This window comes from Lactobacillus apis (assembly GCF_002837055.1).
Classification (GTDB): domain Bacteria; phylum Bacillota; class Bacilli; order Lactobacillales; family Lactobacillaceae; genus Lactobacillus; species Lactobacillus apis.
In genome coordinates this window covers 1-18,334 of record NZ_PDKP01000007.1, presented here as the reverse complement: position 1 = coordinate 18,334, position 18,334 = coordinate 1, and the positions used below count along the sequence as shown (strand labels likewise).

At 37.7% G+C, this 18,334-nt stretch carries 17 protein-coding genes; 13 read left to right on the top strand and 4 right to left on the bottom strand.

Translation table 11 applies throughout. The annotated features are described in order from the left end of the window. Positions 1–66: 66 nt before the first annotated feature. On the bottom strand, positions 67–1,332 hold the full coding sequence (locus tag CRG87_RS05585) for an ABC transporter permease (RefSeq protein WP_074425742.1): 1,266 nt from the start codon (positions 1,330–1,332) through the stop codon (positions 67–69). After that, complete coding sequence (locus tag CRG87_RS05580; protein WP_074425741.1) at positions 1,332–2,012, bottom strand: ABC transporter ATP-binding protein; 681 nt, start codon at positions 2,010–2,012, stop codon at positions 1,332–1,334. The genes CRG87_RS05585 and CRG87_RS05580 overlap by 1 nt, the downstream gene beginning before the upstream one ends. Before the next feature lie 244 nt (positions 2,013–2,256). On the opposite strand from CRG87_RS05580, the gene CRG87_RS08245 reads away from it, so the two are divergent. The 5 genes from CRG87_RS08245 to CRG87_RS05560 all read left to right on the top strand — a co-directional run bounded on the left by CRG87_RS08245 (position 2,257) and on the right by CRG87_RS05560 (position 5,284). Next, on the top strand, positions 2,257–2,406 hold the full coding sequence (locus CRG87_RS08245; RefSeq protein ID WP_306452975.1) for a hypothetical protein: 150 nt from the start codon (positions 2,257–2,259) through the stop codon (positions 2,404–2,406). Beyond that, positions 2,355–2,570: a PadR family transcriptional regulator gene (locus CRG87_RS05575; protein ID WP_306452977.1), complete on the top strand. Its 216-nt coding sequence runs from the start codon at positions 2,355–2,357 to the stop codon at positions 2,568–2,570. The genes CRG87_RS08245 and CRG87_RS05575 overlap by 52 nt, the downstream gene beginning before the upstream one ends. Further along, positions 2,563–3,210: a DUF1700 domain-containing protein gene (locus CRG87_RS05570; protein WP_074425740.1), complete on the top strand. Its 648-nt coding sequence runs from the start codon at positions 2,563–2,565 to the stop codon at positions 3,208–3,210. The genes CRG87_RS05575 and CRG87_RS05570 overlap by 8 nt, the downstream gene beginning before the upstream one ends. Then, on the top strand, positions 3,210–4,082 hold the full coding sequence (locus CRG87_RS05565) for a DUF4097 family beta strand repeat-containing protein (protein ID WP_083213199.1): 873 nt from the start codon (positions 3,210–3,212) through the stop codon (positions 4,080–4,082). Before CRG87_RS05570 ends, CRG87_RS05565 begins: the two co-directional genes overlap by 1 nt. Positions 4,083–4,213: 131 nt before the next feature. Then, entirely contained in the window at positions 4,214–5,284 is a 1,071-nt protein-coding gene (locus tag CRG87_RS05560; protein ID WP_165775964.1) for a S66 family peptidase, read from the top strand. Between the two features lie 67 nt (positions 5,285–5,351). Here CRG87_RS05560 and CRG87_RS05555 read toward each other — a convergent pair whose 3' ends face one another. Beyond that, entirely contained in the window at positions 5,352–6,635 is a 1,284-nt protein-coding gene (locus tag CRG87_RS05555) for a glycosyltransferase family 2 protein (RefSeq protein WP_074425738.1), read from the bottom strand. Then, the gene (locus CRG87_RS05550) at positions 6,632–7,126 is read right to left on the bottom strand and encodes a hypothetical protein (RefSeq protein WP_074425737.1); all 495 of its coding nucleotides are present in this window, start codon (positions 7,124–7,126) and stop codon (positions 6,632–6,634) included. The genes CRG87_RS05555 and CRG87_RS05550 overlap by 4 nt, the downstream gene beginning before the upstream one ends. Positions 7,127–7,520: 394 nt before the next feature. Between CRG87_RS05550 and CRG87_RS05545 the strand changes: the two genes are divergently transcribed. From CRG87_RS05545 to CRG87_RS05510, 8 genes are all read left to right on the top strand, one after another. Continuing rightward, positions 7,521–7,970, top strand: coding sequence for a PTS sugar transporter subunit IIA (locus tag CRG87_RS05545; protein ID WP_074425736.1), 450 nt, complete (start codon positions 7,521–7,523; stop codon positions 7,968–7,970). Between the two features lie 2 nt (positions 7,971–7,972). Continuing rightward, positions 7,973–8,290, top strand: a complete 318-nt coding sequence (locus CRG87_RS05540; protein ID WP_046307502.1) for a PTS fructose transporter subunit IIB — start codon at positions 7,973–7,975, stop codon at positions 8,288–8,290. 2 nt (positions 8,291–8,292) lie between these two features. Beyond that, the gene (locus tag CRG87_RS05535; RefSeq protein ID WP_046307501.1) at positions 8,293–9,393 is read left to right on the top strand and encodes a PTS fructose transporter subunit IIC; all 1,101 of its coding nucleotides are present in this window, start codon (positions 8,293–8,295) and stop codon (positions 9,391–9,393) included. A 76-nt stretch (positions 9,394–9,469) separates the two neighbouring features. Next, complete coding sequence (locus tag CRG87_RS05530; protein ID WP_101138693.1) at positions 9,470–12,277, top strand: glycoside hydrolase family 38 N-terminal domain-containing protein; 2,808 nt, start codon at positions 9,470–9,472, stop codon at positions 12,275–12,277. An 8-nt stretch (positions 12,278–12,285) separates the two neighbouring features. Continuing rightward, the gene (locus CRG87_RS05525) at positions 12,286–14,907 is read left to right on the top strand and encodes a glycoside hydrolase family 38 N-terminal domain-containing protein (RefSeq protein ID WP_074425734.1); all 2,622 of its coding nucleotides are present in this window, start codon (positions 12,286–12,288) and stop codon (positions 14,905–14,907) included. A 41-nt stretch (positions 14,908–14,948) separates the two neighbouring features. Then, on the top strand, positions 14,949–16,880 hold the full coding sequence (locus CRG87_RS05520; protein ID WP_074425733.1) for a BglG family transcription antiterminator: 1,932 nt from the start codon (positions 14,949–14,951) through the stop codon (positions 16,878–16,880). 230 nt (positions 16,881–17,110) lie between these two features. After that, complete coding sequence (locus tag CRG87_RS05515; RefSeq protein WP_074425732.1) at positions 17,111–17,371, top strand: SemiSWEET family transporter; 261 nt, start codon at positions 17,111–17,113, stop codon at positions 17,369–17,371. 291 nt (positions 17,372–17,662) lie between these two features. Beyond that, positions 17,663–18,115: a hypothetical protein gene (locus CRG87_RS05510; RefSeq protein WP_165775963.1), complete on the top strand. Its 453-nt coding sequence runs from the start codon at positions 17,663–17,665 to the stop codon at positions 18,113–18,115. Positions 18,116–18,334 lie beyond the last annotated feature (219 nt).

Below are 18,334 nucleotides of genomic sequence, written 5' to 3'. Positions count from 1 at the left end.
TCTGTACCTATTTTTTACTAATTACAAGTTAAAAAGAAGTTAGACTACTTGAGTGATCCTATCTTTTTATTCATAGCGCAAGGCTGTAATTGGATCTAATTTTGCAGCTCGTCTTGCTGGCAACGTTCCTGCTAAAAATGTAATTAGGCAAATAATACCGACGATTAACAAGCTACTGGACCAATTAAACTGGACTAAAACAAAACCATCTATTCCTTTAAGGAAACTACTTGTTGCTGCTTTATTCAATAATTGGCCTAAGCCCATTGCAGAAATTAATCCTAACAATGACCCGATTAATCCTATTAAAATAGCCTCACAGCTAAAAATTGAGAATACTTTCCCGCGGCCTAAGCCAAGGGCTTTCATCAAACCAATTTCACGTGTTCGATCACGAACTGACATGTAAAGCGTATTGATAACACCGAAACTAGCAGCAATCAAGGCAATTGCTCCAAAGATAATTAACACTCCTGTTGCTGCATTAAAGGTTTGAAATAGTTGTTTGACGGCTTCCTTTAGAGTTTGTGCGTCATAGCCCTTTTTGCTAAGGGCCTTTTCGGCCTTTGCAACTGCTGCGTCGCTTTTTCCAACTGGAGTTGCCACAACTTCGGTATAACGATCCTTAAGTGCTTTTGGCAGTCCATCTTGGTTGGCGGTAACAATTTTTTCACTTAAGCCATGACTATATACTGATTGACCGCTGTTTACCATACTCTCGTTTCTAATACCAACAACTTTTGCAGTGATAGTTGATTTTTTCTTGGTAACAGGTGAAATGACAACCAAGTTTATCTTTTTGCCGAGAATTTTACGAACTTTTTTATAGCCAAAAGCCTTAGCCATTTCTTTTGTTAATAAAATCTCTGATTTATTTCCAGAAGTAGCCACTTGTTTACCAGCAAATAAATCATATTTGATACCAAGGGTAGTTTGCGCATTGATCACATATTTAGTCTTACTTTTACCTTGAGCATATTCAACGTTATCATCTTTCATTGCTTTAACGTTTTTAATTCCCTTAGTGCGCTTGATTTTTTCGACATCTTTTTTAGTCATCATGCCGTCAGCGTTTTGACTACTTTTCTTAGTACTATATTTCTGCGGTCCTGTACCATCTCCAGCTGAGTATTGCGGTGAAATGATCATTTGTTCAGTGTTACCAACATTACCAATTTGTTTATGTAAATAGTCATTAACACCCGTATTGATTCCTAGCGTAATACTTATTGTTAAAGAACCAATTAAAACGGCAATAATAGTTAATAGAGTTCTTCCTTTGTTATGCCATAAGTTGGATCCAGCAGAGTTTAAAATATCACGGAATTTCATTAGAAATCTCCTTTCACTACTTGACCATCTTTAATTTGGATTTGACGATCACATTTTTGGGCTAAGTCTGGATCGTGGGTAACGATAATCAAGGTAATACCTTTTTCACGATTCAGTTTGAAAAGAATATCTTCAACTTTTGCACCGGTATTAGAGTCTAAATTACCTGTTGGCTCGTCGGCAAAGATGATTTCTGGATTGTTAACAAGTGCTCGGGCGATACAAACGCGTTGCTTTTGACCACCTGATAGAGCACTAGCTTTATTATTCATTTTTGCTTCTAAACCAACCGCTTCAAGTGCAGAAGTTGCTAATTCACGTCGTTTTTTGCCAGTTACACCGGCTATTTTCATTGGCAACATAACGTTCTCAAGAACATTATCTTGTGCATTGAGAAAAAACTGTTGAAAAACAAAGCCAAAAGTCTGGTTTCGCAACTTGTTTAATGACTTTGCCTTAATTTTTGCTGTTGGTTGGTCATTTAGTAAAATGCTGCCTGAAGAGGGATGATCTAGCAAAGCCATAATATGCATTAAGGTTGATTTGCCAGAGCCACTTTTACCAATGATAGCAACTGATTCTCCTTTTTCAATCTTCAAACTAACGCCGCGTAATGCCTGAAAGCTAGTTGTTCCTTTCCCATAAGTACGTGTAATATCTCGCGCCTCAATTAAACTCATTTTATTCACTCCTTTTTGTACTGCTGTCATATATAAATAATACACTAGATGATTAAAAATTCAATACATTATGGAACTAAAATTAAAAAAAGATGTAAATGAGAGTAATGTAGTAGCGTAAAATTCATTAGTTGCTTAACTAATTGAAGTTTAATTGACACTTCGGTTGCAATCTGATGGCTTGCATAACATATTTTTAAGTTCTACAATATTATATAAAATATAGTATAGAGGAGATGGAAGCATGCATTTTCAAATTCAGTCACGCTTGCTTGACGGTGCAATTTTATCCTTTATTAATGAAGAAAGTCTTTATGGGTATGCAATTGCTAAGCGTGTTAGATCTTTTTTGCTGTATCAGATTCTTCAATATATCCCGTACTTAGACGGTTAAAAAAGCAGCAGCTTGTTACTACTTATGATCATTCATATCATGGTCGTAATCGCCGTTACTATAAGATTACAGCAGCAGGAAGCACTGAATTACACACAATTGCTAAGGAATGGTGGAGTTTTAGTAACAAAATTAATGAGTTGATGGGAGAAGAAAATGGATAAAATAATTAAAAAGTATATTAATGACTTAAACAATAATTTACTAGATCTTCCGCATGATGAACGCCAAGATGTAATTGAGTTTTACCAAGAATTTTTATTTGATGGCAATTTTAGTAGTGAAAAGGAGATTATCAAGGATTTAGGTACACCAAAGCAGTTGGCACGTATGATTTTGGCAGATTACTCAGTCTCCAAGGATGTACCCCAACCTGATATGCATGAAAAACCAAGCTCCAAAACCAACCTAAAAACAATTTGGCTAATTTTGCTTGGTGTTTTAGCGGCGCCCGTTGGCATTCCCTTGGTCTTAGTAACGTGTTTTTTGATGATTGCGGCTCTAGTTGCATTTTGCGGAATTTTTGTTGCTGTTGTACTGACTACGGTTGGCTTATTTGCATTGGGAGTTTTCATCCTGTTAAAAACTTGTGGATTACTTTTTAGCAATTCTTGGTCAACAGGGTTGTTTTACACAGGAATTAGTATTTGCCTGATTAGCTTGAGTCTATTCTTATTCCCGCTAATTATTAAATTCATTCACTTCTTGATCGCTGAATGCACAATCTTTTTCCGCTATCTAGGTAGAAAAATTTTCAAGAACCATTATTATAAAACAAATTCTGCAATGAAAACGGAGGGATAATGATGAAAAAATTTTACCAAATAACTGGGCTAATCGGGGTTATCGGTATAATTACTGCACTACTAGGTTGGGCGAATGCTGGAGTCAATCCAGTATTCGATAATCATAATCAATTTACCTTTGAAACTTCTGGCAGTACGCTACATAAACGCGAGTTAACTACCAGCCCTAACTTTGATCAAATTATTGTACAAACTGACAACTCTGATATTTATTTGCATTCTGGTAAAAAGTATCAAATTACAGTTACTGGATTAAACCCTAACGCAGTCAAAGCCAAAGTTAGAAAAAAGCGACTTGAAATTAACGAATCTCGTCCGGTTGCGATTAATTGGCGAAATGACAGCTCTCGAATCGATATCACGATTCCTAAAAACAAATATTTAGCTGAAGTTGATAGTAGTAGCGACAAAGGCAACCTTAATATCAAAAGTATCTCAATAAATGATCTTTTTGCGAATGCACAAAATGGTAAAGTTACTGTGGATAAACTAACTGCTAAGAAGACCATTTTTGCTAGCTATGGTAATCATCGGATAGATATTGGTAATTCAGATATCGGTAAGTCGCTTATTACAATTCATGGAGGTCAATTAAAAATTGATCACAGCAAATTAACTGCGGATGCCAAAGCATACTCAAGTCAGGTAGCGATTACTGACTCACAACTAATTAACCGAAACTCTTTCCAAATGCTAAGAAAAGGCGATTTTACAATTAAAGCTGCGCCTAACCTCAGCTACAAGCTCGCAGCCGGCGGACCAAATATTAGATACAAGGGGCAGAAAATCAATAATAAGTTAACCAAGAAGTTGTCAGCTAAAAACAACCTCGAAGTATTCGCAGCAAAAGGAACAATTACAGTGGAATAGGACTAAAGTAACTGAACTCATTTTCAAAACCACCTTTAATTCAAATTGACTTCTTGTCTTTAAACCAGCATAATCAGCAATAACAATTTTTTACTAAGTGCAAACGGCACAAGAAGGAGTGGATTATAATGTTGAAAAAACCATCTAAATTAGCTCAAGGTGACAAAATTGCTGTTGTGAGCCTTTCGCAGGGAACACTAGGTGAGGACTTTGCAGCTCATCAACTTAAGCTGGGTAAAAAAAGAATTGAAGAACTTGGGTTAACCCCTGTTTTTATGCCTAATGCCCTTAAAGGAATAGATTTTGTCAAAAATCATCCTGAAAAAAGGGCGGCCGATCTGAAACAAGCTTTTCTTGATCCAGAAATAAAAGGAATAATTGCGGCTATTGGCGGCGATGACACATTCAAGATTTTGCCCTTTTTAATGGAAGACGAAGAATTTAAACAGGCAGTGGTTAAGCAGCCAAAACTGTTCACCGGTTTTTCAGACACAACAATTGACCATCTGATGTTTTACCGGCTAGGGATGCAGAGCTTTTATGGTCCAAGCTTTTTAAACGATTTTGCAGAACTTGATACAGAAATGCTGCCGTATACGAAGAAGACAATCGAGCACTTTTTCACTAATCCTGCCACTACTGAAATTCCAGCGAGTGAAATTTGGTATGAGGAAAGAACAGATTTTTCTGCTGCCCAAGTTGGCCAACCACGTTTCAGTCACCAAGATTCTGGATATCAAGTCTTGCGTGGACACGGACAAGTTCAAGGTCATTTGTGGGGTGGCTGTATCGATAGCATTTATGATGCACTAGATGGAGAGCGCTATAGCGATGAACCAGCAGTGATTGCACGTTATCAATTGCTTTTAAAGCCAGAAGAAACTAAGGACAAAATCATCTTTCTTGAAACTTCTGAAGAACAGCCGGAACCAGCTTTGTATCGGAAAAAGTTGACGCGCCTCGCTGAAGCTGGAATTCTTGAAAATGCGCAAGCAATTTTAGTTGGCAAACCTCAAAACAAAAAGTACTTTGCTGAATATCAAAAAGAACTGCTTGAAGTAACACAAGAATACAATACACCTATTTTGTATAACGCTAACTTTGGACACGCTTACCCACATACGGCATTGCCGTATGGTGCGTTAGCGGAAATCGACTTTGATCAGCCAAGTCTGACAATTATGGAACCATGGTTTGCATAATTACAGGAAAAAATAAAAGCCATCTAGCATAGAGCTAGGTGGCTTTTTTGTGTGGATAAATTAAAAACTAGCGTGAAGGACTGATCCAAGTTCCAGAGCCATGACCCAAGATAGTTTTAATTGCAGGAACAAAAGTTGTCACAATAGTAAGTGTGTTGATAATCCACAAACATAATAGGTAAATTGGCGCAAATAGTAAATACTCAATCTTATTGCCTTTGCGGTCAATCATTAGTGCGATAACTAATTGCATTGTACCCGCAATCATTTCAAAGCAAATCAAGATTAAAGCGGAGAATAACAAGTAAACTAACTGGGACCAATTTTGTGTAAGTGCAAAATTACCTACTAAATAGGTGAAAACAAATGTGGCTAACCAGAAGAAGAAAGACCAACAAATGCTAAGTGTTTGATCCAGTAACATTAATGACTCACCTAAATTTTTGAGTGGATGGCGTAAAACCTTTCTTAAATTGGTCAACCAAACTTCGGTTCCACCCTTTGCCCAGCGCTTACGTTGGTGGTAGAGTTCTTTGAGCGTTTCTGGGACAAGTGTGTAAGAAATGATTTCAGGGGCAAAAACTGCCAACCAGTTGTTCAGTTGGTGGTCCCAAGCAACACTGATGTCTTCGGTTGCCCGGTCCTGTCGAAACATCCCCACATCAATTAAGGCGCTCTTGCGGTACATCGTGTTCGCACCGCTATAGGCAAAAATACTGCCGAACACACCCATTTCGGCCCTTTTAATAATGCCAACAATGCTTGAAAATTCAACTGTGGTCGATTTGGTAATCAACTTGGTTCTATTTCTAACTTCCACATTAGAAGTCACGGCAGCGATATTTTGACCTTCGGGACTATTAAAATAGTTAACGTAGCGCATCAGAGCATCTGCTTCTGGAAGTGTATCCGCATCGTTGCTGAGTACTAAATCACCTTTAGCAAAGGCGAGCCCGATATTAAAAGCATGAGCCTTACCCTTATTTTCAGCTAAGCGAATTACACGCAATCGGTTGGATTGTTGCTGCAATTTACGCAGAATTTTGGGCGTATTGTCGGTTGAGCAATCGTCAATCACTAGTACTTCATAATTAGTGTAGTTTAACTCATTAAGAAGATAGCTAATCGTTTCTTCAATTGTGACCTCTTCATTATGAGCAGGCACCATGATGGTAATAAAAGGCTGTTCACGTGAGTCCAAAATCGTGAAGTCATTCTTTTTGTTTTTAAAAACATATTTGTAACAAAGTCCACCGACGAACCAGGCCAAACCGCCTAAGATTGGGTAGGAAACTAAAATCAAAAATAATACTTTAAAAACTGTTTTAGCTAAGAGCCAGATTGATGTCATAACTTCCTTTCTCCTTTGGCGAATAGTGTCTGAGCAAAGTCAGTCTCAAGGTTTTGTTGCGGCTCAACGCAGTAAAAACTGCAGTTGTGCCGTTCGTCCAAGTTACCAAATTTCTCCTGCCAGGCCTGTTCGACTAGTTGTGAACGCTCTTGTTGCCGGTCTTGGTCAACTACGAGATGGTCGCGCCAGCTAGCAGCGAAGCGATAATTGTTTAAAAAAGTTAATGTTAGATAGGTGATGCTGATAAAAACGAAGTAATCATCAAAGAATTTTGTTAAAAATTCCAGTGGACGCAAAATAGCAGTATTGTAGTTAAAGGGGAGTAGGGATGCAAAGTGAGGCTGCCAAAGTGGTAGGGCCAATCCAAAAAATGGTAAAAAAACAAATAGCCAGCCAAGCAAAGCTACGCTTGTTTGTTCGAGTTTTAGGTGCCAATCTCTGCTAGTAAAATAGTCATCTTCAATTAAGTCAATTGTTCTTTTCTGCTTCAAAGCAATTTCCCTCCTTGCTAGGTAAACTGTGCATTAACAAAGTGCGTTTTATACTTTATTATGGTTTGAACTTATGTGCAATTTTGAATACTCGGCTTTAGAAATTTTCAAGAAAGATTATCATTTACTTAATAAATGCCGAATTAGATTAAAGAACAATTTAAGTGCTCTAGCAGAGTCATTTTCAAATAAATGACTCTGTTTTTGTGCCAAAAATCATCGCAGAAGTCTGCGACATATTTGCATAAAGTGCTTTAGCACCTTGTTTATTAGCTGTGAATAAAAATATGCTTTTTCCACTTAATATGGAAAAAGCTTGTAATTACAAAATATTGATAACAGTCTAGTATAAATAAATGTAAAGGGTTTCAAAATAAGGAAGTGAGAACAGGTAATGAAATTTTCAGCTAATGACGTTTATTTGGACGTCAATGAGCAAAGTGTTGATTCCTTTTTAAAGTATGCTTCGCAAGTTGCTTGTAATGCAGGTTTTGCTGCAGATGCAAGTGAACTAGAGCAAAGCTTTTTGGCAAGAGAACAAGAATATCCAACTGGGTTAGAAGACGGTTTTGCAATCCCACATGCAAAAACGGAGACAGTCAAGCGGCCAGGTTTTATCTACTTCAGATTGACCACACCACTTGATTGGCAAACATACGATGACAAGCCGGTGACGGATGTATTTGCGTTGATGGTGCCACCAGAAAATGCTGGGGATGAGCACTTGAAAATGTTAGCAAGTTTGTCTACTGCCTTACTTGAAGATGATTTCAAACAAGAGTTACGTCAGTTGACTTCTAAAGAAGAGATAGCCAACTTTATTAATCAAAAGATTGGAGAATAACCATGAATGTAGTAGGAGTTTCAGCATGTCCAGCTGGATTAGCCCACACTCCGATGGCAGCTAAAGCCTTGGAAAAAGCGGGTAAGGAATTAGATTGGAATGTCAGAATTGAGCAACAAGGGATGATGGGTCCAGTTAATCCAATTACTCAAGCAGAAGCAGATGCAGCTGACTTTGTCTTGATTGCATCTGATCAAAAAATCACTAGTATGGAACGTTTTGAAGGTAAACCAATTATTCGAGTAGATATCAACACCTGTATTAAGGCACCTAAAGCTGTCTTGAAGAAGTGTGCTGCTGCGGTTAAGAAGGAGAACTAAAAATGAAGAGAATTTTGAAGGAATGGGAAGGAGCCATTATGAGTGGGATCTCTTACATGATCCCGACAGTTATTGGTGGTGCGCTAGTTGTTGGTGTTCCGCAATTAATTGGTATGTGTTTTGGTTATGGTGATCTTTCCAAGTTTGCTAAAACCGGTGGCTTTTTCCACTTGCTTTATCAAATTAACTCCGTTGGTTGGATAGGTATCGGCCTAGTTAACCTGGTTATTGGTGGCTACATTGCCTATGCGCTTGGTGACAAACCAGCTTTGGGAGCCGGCTTTATCGGTGGACAATTAGCAACCAATAACCAACTTGGCTTCATCGGTGCGATTGCAGCTGGTTTGATTGCAGGTTATGTTGCACGTTGGTGCCGTAAAATCAAAGTTCCAGAAAAGTGGAATTCAGCTATTGAATTAATTGTTATGCCACTTTTAACCGTTGGTTCGGTTGCTTTATTTGTCGGTGTAGTCTTAACGCCGCCACTTGCCTGGCTTAATAATGGCTTAACCTCATGGGTTAAGTTCATGGTAGAACAAAAGACAAACGCTATTTTGTTAGCTGCTATTATGGGCGCCATGATTGGTTCAGACCTTGGAGGTCCTATCAACAAGGCAGCTTGGGGTGTAGGTAACTTCTTCTTTATCGAAGGAATTTACCAACCATGTCTGTATACCAACATCGCCATTTGTGCAATCCCAATGGGTTATGCACTTATGAGTTTCATTTGGCCTAAGAAGCGTTTCTCAGCAGAATTGCTAGAAATGGGTCATAACAACTTAATTATGGGTACATTTGGAATTACTGAAGGGGCTATTCCATTTATGATGAAGGCTCCTCAATTAATCATTGTAAACGTTATCGGTGGTGCACTTGGTTCAGCAGCAGGTGCATGGCTAGGTGTTAAATCACATATCCCACCTCTAGGCGGTTTACCTGGAATTTTAACAGCCGACAATATTTTAGCTTACCTCGGCGGAATTCTAGTTTGTGCTTTGTTTATTGCAATTGTCGCTCCATTAGTTGCTGACTTTACTGACAAAGATTCTACACCTGGTGAAGAATCAATGAGTGATGATGATATTGAATTAAACATCCAATAATATGAAACCGAAAAAACTATAGTTGGGAATCAAATCAATCTTTTCTAGCTATAGTTTTTTATTTTTAGGAGAAAAAATGGTAAAAAAAGTTTTTGTCGTTCCACATACTCACTGGGATAGGGAATGGTTCTTTACCTCAGACCAAGCGAAAGTATATCTACTAAAAGATTTAAAAGATGTTCTTGATCATCTTGAAGCTTCAGGACAATATGGTTCTTTTTTGCTGGACGGTCAGTCTTCACTAATTGAGGATTATTTAAACTGGCGTCCGCAAGAGCGGAAGCGGGTTGAGAAGTTAGTTAAAGAAAAGAAACTAATTCTCGGACCATGGTATACCCAAACGGATCAGTATCTAGCTTCTGGGGAAAGCATTATTAACAACTTACGTATTGGAATGAAGCAGAGTGATGAATTAGGTGGGCATATGAACGTTGCCTATGTTCCTGATTCATTTGGTCAAGAATCAAGTATGCCCCAAATATATCAACAGCTTGGTATTGATGATGCTGTTTTGTACCGTGGCTTTTCACTTGATGACACTAAGCAATCCGAATTTACTTGGCAAGGTGAGGACGGTTCAGAAATCAGTGTTTTCCGGATGGCCTGTGGTTACTTTATTGGCGGCGTAGTCGATGAAACTAAGCTAGCCCAGTTAATGACTGAAGAACCATTTAAAACAGTTGTTGACCAAGCTTCAACTGATAATGTGCTGTTTCCAAATGGCTCTGATATGGCACCGCTACGTTTTGACCTACCTGAGTTTATCGAGCGGCTTAATCAAGCAAATAAAGGAAAGTTCACTTTTGAAGTTGCTTCACTCGAGGATTACATTACGGCTGTTAAAGAAGCTAAACCTGAATTGCGACTGATTACTGGAGAACAGGATTGTGGCAAGGACATGCGTGTTCATAAGTCAATCTCATCTTCACGTGCCGACTTAAAAGCCCTCAACACCAAATTGCAAAATTATCTTGCAAATGTCGTGGAACCAGTTCTTGCCCTGGGAAGCTATTTTGGCTTACCTTATCCAACCCAAACGCTTGAAGACTTGTGGAAAAAAATGGCTAAGAATGCAGCACATGATTCAATGGGGAACTGTGTGTCTGATCGGGTAAATGCGGATATTAAAGCACGCTATCAAAAGGTCGAAGATATAGCGACNTATCCAACCCAAACGCTTGAAGACTTGTGGAAAAAAATGGCTAAGAATGCAGCACATGATTCAATGGGGAACTGTGTGTCTGATCGGGTAAATGCGGATATTAAAGCACGCTATCAAAAGGTCGAAGATATAGCGACTGCGCTGGTTGAAGTAACTTTACGGCAAATTTCCACAGGTGTTAAAAATGATAGTCACCCAATTACACTGACCGTTTTCAATACCTTGCCAGTTGAACGCGGCGGTGTGGTAAGTAAACGGATATATTCCCCAAGTCGTAACTTCAAAATTCAAGATTATAACGGGCAAAATATCCCCTTTGAAATCACTGCTGTCAAAGATGTAACTGAGTTAATTACGTCCTCAACAATTCAACTTGATCCTGGTCAAGCAATTTATTTACCGGAAAAAGTGTATCAGCTTGATGTGAACATGCAATTAACAAAGATACCCGCTTTTGGTTACAAGCAGTTATCTTTGTTTTCAGAACAGGACCAGGAAATTGACTTACCAGCAAGACAAACTGGAACCAAGATTGAAAACGAATTCTATCAAATTTCAGTAAATGTTGATGGTAGTTTAGACATTTTGGATAAACTGAATAATCACTTATATCGGAAACAAGCAATCTTAGAAGAAAATGGTGATGATGGTGACTCCTACAACTATTCACCTGCCAAACAGGATCTAGTTAGTTATTCAACAGCGCAACCGCATCATTCACAATGCATCCAAAATGCACTAAGTAGCAAATTAATTATTGACTATGATTTTAGTGTACCAAGTGATTTGGCTGCTCGGGCTAAGGGCTTGACTGATGTGAAGATGCCAACGCAAATGATAGTGACACTTGATCAGGCATCAAAACTGATCAAATTTGAGCTTAATGTCGATAACAGACTGCCAAAGAGTCACCGTTTATGCATCGATTTTGACAGTGAAGTAGTTACTAATACAACTATTGCCGACATTCAGTTTGGTACGATAAAACGTCCGCTGACGAAGAAGCAAGCTTTAAAAGACTGGCACCAAAATCAAGGTGCGTGGCAAGAAAAGCCAATTTCGATTAACACTGTTCAAAGCTTTGTTGCGATGTCCGATCATGAACGTGGGCTTGCACTTATTCCACAAGGAGTTCGTGAATACGAATGTATTGGAAAAGACAACGCCACAATTAGATTAACTGTTTTCCGGACATATGGAATGCTAGGAAAACGCGACTTGCTCTATCGACCGGGAAGAGCATCGGGGGATGAAACCGTGACAACGCCTGAGGCTGAACTAAATCAGTACTTATCCTTCGAGTTAGCCATGACAACCATGCAAACTGGCTATGATCAGGCTGCTTTGGCTAGCGAAGTTAAAGCGTTTGAGACACCACTACAGGTCTATCAGTATGCGGAATTTTTGAATGGTCGATTAACTTTCCCATTCAATCCGGTTGAACGCACAACTGAACCTGAACTCAGTCTTTTTAAAACCGATGACCAGTTAGTTATCAGTACGGTTGAACAAACAGAAAAAGGCACAGGCTACCAAATGAGATTGTATAATCCGCTGTTTCACCCTGTTGGTGACAAAATTACGTTTAATAAGCAGCCACAAGTGGTTCAGCTAGTCGATTTATTAGGAAACAAAATTGCGGATTTGCAGGTAGACAACCGGACAGTTGTTCTGCCAGAAATTGATCACGCTAAGTTCATGACAGTTTATTTTGAATTATAGGAGAAATTATGGTTAAAGCATATTTTGTAAATCACACACACTGGGATCGAGAATGGTATTTCACTACTCAGGATGCTCAGGTTTTAAGTGACCAATTGTTTACACAAGTTTTGGACGAACTTGAGGATCATCCAGAAGCAAACTTTACTTTGGATGGCCAGATGTCAATTGTGGACGAGTATGTCGAAATTCATCCTGAAGCTAAGGATCGAATTCACCGCCTAGTTAACCGAAAGCAACTATTCATTGGACCATGGTATACCCAAACAGATGCAATGATACCGAGTGCTGAGTCGTTATTGCGTAACTTGATTATCGGTATTATCGATGCAAGAGAAAATTATGGTGAACCAATGATGTTAGGTTATTTGCCTGACACTTTTGGCTTTAATGCCAACTTGCCAATGATTTTAAACCAAGTGGGAATCCATGACTTTTTATCTTGGCGTGGGACGAATTTTAAACGACAAACTAATTCTGTATACTTTAAATGGAAAGCAATGGGTGGCAAAGCTGTCTTTGCGGCAAATTTCCCACTGGGGTATTACACCGGTCAAATCGATTTGGAATCAAAGCGCAACTTACAAGATTTTGTCAAAAATCGCTTAGATAAGGGAATTGAATTTGAAGCATTAAATGGCAATAATGACGAGGTTTTGGTTCCTTCTGGAATCGATCAAATGAACATCATTCAAGATGTTTCAAAAACAATTGAAAAAGTTAACGAGCTTTCGCAAAATGATGTCGAAATAAGTACATATCCACAGTTTATGAACAAGTTACGTTCTAAGAAACTACCAGAATATCAAGGGGAATTAAGATACCCAACTTATTCTCGAGTTCACCGGACAATTACATCGGTTAGATCACGTAATAAGCGTAGTAATTTTGAACTTGAACAAGCTATTACCAGACGTTTAGAACCACTTATGGTAATTGCCAAGTATGCAGATATTCCAATTTCAAATGGAATTGTGGTTAAACTGTGGAAATTATTATTTGAATTGCAACCACATGACACTTTGGGTGGAAGTGTTACTGATAATGTTGCAGTTGACATGGAGCACCGGATTAAGCAAGCAAACGAGATTGCTGATGGTGTGGAAAACTATATTAAGAAGAGAATCGCACAACGGTTAAATCTGTCTGATCACGATGTTATTGTCTTTAATACTGATCCATACGAGTTTAATGGACGCAAAACAGTTGAAGTAGTTAGTCAAAGTAGTCAAGTTAAATTCCCAGCAGAGAATAAGGCTGTGATTGTGGACAAAGAAGAAGTTAAATCGCGTCCACATATTATGCAGTTAACGCCAAACGGCTATGAATTTAAGGATGAACCAGGCTACTTTAAGCTCAAGGTCAGTCTAGAAGTAAAAATGACTGGTTTAGGTTATCAAGTGCTGCATTTCGAGGATAGTGATCAAGCAGTAGACGAGTTCCAAAGCGTAAGTGGAAAATCAATTGGTAATCACCGGGTTCAACTGGCCTTTGAAGATGGTGCCTTTTATTTAAGCACTAAATACAAGACATTCAATGATGTTATTAGTATTTATGATCAAGCGAATGATGGTGATACCTATGATTTCTCGCCACTTCGAGGGGATGAAGAGAAGCAACTTGATTGGAATGGAACAATCAAAAAAGAAGTTGCTGATGGAATTGAAAGATTGATTCTAACTGGCACATGGCAATTACCGTTTGATTTGGAAGACCGGGTTGATGGCGAAGCGCCTAAAACAGTTGATGTGAGCTATCAATTAATTTTAACGATAGCAGCCACTTCGGATGTGATTTCAGCCAAATTAACGATTGATAATCAGGCTTTGTCACATCGCTTACGCTTGCGTCTAAAAACTGGTATTACGACTAAGGCGGCACACGCGCAGATTCAAGGTGGTTTTCGTCAAACAGAAAATGAAGCGATTGATGATAACTGGAACGATGAATTTGTTGAAAAACCAGTTAACATTTATATTTTTGATCGTGCAGTCGGGTTACATGATAAACGAGACGGTCTCTATTTCTTTGGAACTGGTCAAAAGGAATATGAAAAAGTTGACGATTCCCTTTATATCACGCTTATGGCAACTACGGGACAACTGGGTAAATCAGACTTATTGTGGCGTCCTGGACGTGCATCTGGAGACACAACTTCTGTTGGCCATATCATGATGCCAACGCCATTAGCTCAAGAAACTGGAATTAATGAGTTCTCGTTTGGTTTGTATGCCCCAAGTAATGCTGAGCTTGCAGAAAATAAACTGACAAAAGTAATCAGCGATTGGTATGCACCATCTGTTAGTTACCAGATGCAAAAATATAATCTCTTTGTTAATCGTCTTGATAACAAGTTATGGGATATTGAATTTTCACCAAAATTAACCAAGATTGAACAAACTGAATCTTGGCTAAATATCAAACAAAATGTTGAAGTTTCAGCACTGTATCCTGCATACACAATTAAAAACAACTTGGTTCTCCGTCTTTCAAATCTGACAGCAGAAGTAGTTGATGTTTCTTATCTAAAGGACGCTGGCTTTACTGTAGTGAACGGTTTGGAAGAGATAATTGACCAGGATTACCAAATTGCCCCTTATGACATGTTGACCTTGATTAAGCAAATATAGCAGTTTGTAACTTATATAACTAAATGAGAAGAAGTGATTGTATGAAACTATCTTATAAACGATTGGGAATAATCCTCGAATTTTTATTAAATAATTCCGCCAACCGCTACGTTTCTGCCTCCTTTTTAGCTCAAAAGTGCAATGTAAGTACGAGGACAATTAGATCCGATATTCAAGCATTAAACCGTGAATTAAGCAGCTTGCAAGTTGAAATAAAAAATAAGCGAGGCGAGGGCTTTTACCTAAGTGATTTTGATAAAAAGACGGAGCAAAAGCTAACGGAATTGGCACGAAGTGATTTACCAGCCTCAAGTTCAGGTGAGCGAATTGCTGAAGTTGAGCAGTACTTATTGGTTAATAGTCGTGTTAAATTAGATGATCTGACAGAGAAGCTGTTTATCAGTGATAATACTTTCTTCACATACTTGGTAACAATTAAGAGAGAGTTCAGTGATTTTGAACTACGAGTTGTGAAAGATGGAGATGAGTATTATGTTGACGGCTCTGAATCTGCCAAACGCAATTTTATTATTAGTAAACTTATTAATAAGAAGTCGAATAGCTATATCGTTGACTTTACAGAACGCGAGAAGAGTATTTTTGCTAACTTAGATTTGAACTTGTTAAAAGAAACGGTGCATGGTTTTTTACGTCATTATAGTTACCACTTATCGGACATTAATACTAAAAACATTATCTTGCATCTAGCTTTAGCAATCTCGAGAATTAAGATGGGCTATCGCTTAGAGACTGGTAATTCGGTGGAAATTAAGCCCCCAGTTCAAAGAGCTGTCCAAAAGCTACTTCAAAAATTGGAAGCAGAATTCCAAGTGGAGTTCAATCAAGTAGAGGCCAATGACCTAATTTATCATTTTGCTTTGAATTATCCTGAATGTGTAAGTGAAAATGATCACGTTAGTATAAAGGACAATATTAATAGTGCCATTACGATTTTTTTGGAAAACATCAAAAAAGAGTTTGCAATCGATTTATTAGATGATCGTGAACTGCGGGTTAATTTGACGCAACACTTAACCAATCTAGTGAAAATTAAGACGGTTAATGGTAATCGGAAGAATCCGTTGTTAAACGTCATATTGTCCACTTTTCCCTATGCGTATGAGATTACGGCTTATTCAGCACCAATTTTGGAGCACATGCTCAATTTAAAATTGAATGATGATGAGCTCTCCTTCATTACGCTCCATATAGGTGCCTCAATTGAGCGACAGGGAAATCTTTCGTCTCAAAAAAACGCTGCACTAATTTGTGGGAATGGAATTTCAACAGCTGCACTTGTACGCGCAAAATTGCAAACTCAGTTTGCGTCCTTTTTAAACATTACGGGAACTTATACCTATGATGAGTATCTAGCAGGTAAAGCAAGTGGTAATGACTTTCTCATTTCGATGGTACCTTTGACTGATGCCAAGGTACCAGTGATTCAAATTGATTTAACTAATTTTCACAATGATATCTTGCAACTGTCTGAATATTTGAAGTCACTTAATAATCCATACCGCGCGATTAATAAGCTGTTTGATGAGGAAAATATCTACTTAGTGCAAGAACCGTTATCCAAAGCGCAATTACTCGATATGCTAATTAAAAACTTAGAGCGTAAAAAAATTGTTAACAAAGATTTCAAACAACGGGTAGATGAACGAGAAAAGATGTATTCAACCGCAATTGGTGGAAAAATAGCTATCCCGCATTCCTTAGGCTATGCTACGAAAAAATCAAAGGTATCATTTGCTCGCTTAGATAAACCAATCAAATGGGACGAAAAAAATGAAGTTAAATATGTATTTCTCTTGGCAATTGCCCGTCAAGACTATCTAAGTGTACAGAAATTATTTGACTTCATTGTTGATTTACAAACTAATCTGACTTTTCGCAAAATTATTGATAAGAGCTCGAGTCCCAAAGAAATTAAGCACGCAATTAGTTCATTAATTAAATCAAGCTACTGATAGTACAAAAATTATTTGATCAGCGAAACGAACTGTTTTAGCAGTTCGTTTTTTGCTAGTTTTAAGTCAAATTGTTCTATACTGAACTTGTAAATAAGCTTGAAGCTAAAGGCTTTTGTCATAGCAATCGGCCTCAACTAAGACTATATTTTTAAAAACTATAGCCAAACTAAATGCTCTTGAGTGAAGAATTACACAATGATAAAATTGTGCGACAAGGAGATGAAGCAATGAAATTAGAAAAAGCAATGACAATTTTAGGATGGGTTGCCTCTGTGACGGCAATTATTATGTATGTATCCTACATTCCTCAAATTATTAGTAATCTGCATGGAGTTAAAGGCAATCCAATCCAGCCACTCGCTACAGCAATTAATACGCTACTATGGGTTATTTACGGACTCTTTAAAGAAGATCGTGATATTCCAATAGCTGCCTGCAACGCCATTGGCTTTGTTTTCGGCTTAATTGCCTTTTTCACTGCTCTATAAGAGTTTAAATATTGAAAGGTCATTCCTACTTTTAGGGATGACCTTTTTTAATGTTCCTGTATATACTGTCGATAGGAAGCATTCATAATGACAGCACAGATTAATAATATATACATAAATAGATTTATTTTTCAGAGATCATGCCTACTTTTATTAAGTTGTTAATTCATCTACTATGAATATACTTTAGGTTAGGTGGACAAGTGTGTTATATTTTATATAAAATTAAAAAGAGGTTATTTAGTTCTAAAGACGCTCATTTCTTCTTTGCTGAGGTTTTTTATGAAAAATATGGAAAAGAAAATCATAGAGCAAATTATTTCAAGTGATCCAGAGAAAAATACTGATAGTCACGTGAATACCAGAGAGCCGCTAGTTGATCAAACCGAGGAAAACGTCCCTGTAAATAACGATGTGCGAAAATCAATTGCATATGAGGTAGCCTTAACAACATGCAAGGGTATAATTTCTTACTTTGAAACTAATTCAATGGTAGAAGAAAACGAGACTAAATTATTAAGTTCGGATGATAAAGGTAACGAAGACCATGACCTAAGTGATTATTGGCTGAGTCAAGTGAAACAAGCGTCTATCCTCAACAGTTGTTTAAAAGAGAGGGACGAACAAAAAACTGTAGCTAATATTAAATCGCCAAAACAACTAATTGATTTAGATAGACTAACTCCTGTAGAAATAGATTCGTTTACTAAACTAGCAGAAGTTTGGAATGATTCAAAAATTTGATAAAGACGGCGGAGAGGCAATTCAATTTCATTTTTGAAAACATATAAAAATGAAATTGTAGAGAGAAAAGCATTTAGTTAGTTAAGCTCAGTGTTTTTTAGGTAAATCCAATTTTTCAAACCGCTACTTGTATAAAAATTGAACGGTTGCTTTATCAATTTACCTTTAAGTTAAAATTAAGTAACATAGATTACTCTTGCAGTTACAGTAAATAAAAGA

Excerpts from the sequence above, each read along its gene's own strand:
- CRG87_RS05525 (WP_074425734.1), top strand. The coding sequence starts at position 12,286 with ATGGTTAAAGCATATTTTGTAAATCACACACACTGGGATCGAGAATGG.
- CRG87_RS05585 (WP_074425742.1), bottom strand. The coding sequence starts at position 1,332 with ATGAAATTCCGTGATATTTTAAACTCTGCTGGATCCAACTTATGGCAT.
- CRG87_RS05580 (WP_074425741.1), bottom strand. The coding sequence starts at position 2,012 with ATGAGTTTAATTGAGGCGCGAGATATTACACGTACTTATGGGAAAGGA.
- CRG87_RS05555 (WP_074425738.1), bottom strand. The coding sequence starts at position 6,635 with ATGACATCAATCTGGCTCTTAGCTAAAACAGTTTTTAAAGTATTATTT.
- CRG87_RS05540 (WP_046307502.1), top strand. The coding sequence starts at position 7,973 with ATGAATGTAGTAGGAGTTTCAGCATGTCCAGCTGGATTAGCCCACACT.
- CRG87_RS05570 (WP_074425740.1), top strand. The coding sequence starts at position 2,563 with ATGGATAAAATAATTAAAAAGTATATTAATGACTTAAACAATAATTTA.
- CRG87_RS05515 (WP_074425732.1), top strand. The coding sequence starts at position 17,111 with ATGAAATTAGAAAAAGCAATGACAATTTTAGGATGGGTTGCCTCTGTG.
- CRG87_RS05535 (WP_046307501.1), top strand. The coding sequence starts at position 8,293 with ATGAAGAGAATTTTGAAGGAATGGGAAGGAGCCATTATGAGTGGGATC.
- CRG87_RS08245 (WP_306452975.1), top strand. The coding sequence starts at position 2,257 with ATGCATTTTCAAATTCAGTCACGCTTGCTTGACGGTGCAATTTTATCC.
- CRG87_RS05520 (WP_074425733.1), top strand. The coding sequence starts at position 14,949 with ATGAAACTATCTTATAAACGATTGGGAATAATCCTCGAATTTTTATTA.
- CRG87_RS05565 (WP_083213199.1), top strand. The coding sequence starts at position 3,210 with ATGATGAAAAAATTTTACCAAATAACTGGGCTAATCGGGGTTATCGGT.
- CRG87_RS05510 (WP_165775963.1), top strand. The coding sequence starts at position 17,663 with ATGGAAAAGAAAATCATAGAGCAAATTATTTCAAGTGATCCAGAGAAA.
- CRG87_RS05545 (WP_074425736.1), top strand. The coding sequence starts at position 7,521 with ATGAAATTTTCAGCTAATGACGTTTATTTGGACGTCAATGAGCAAAGT.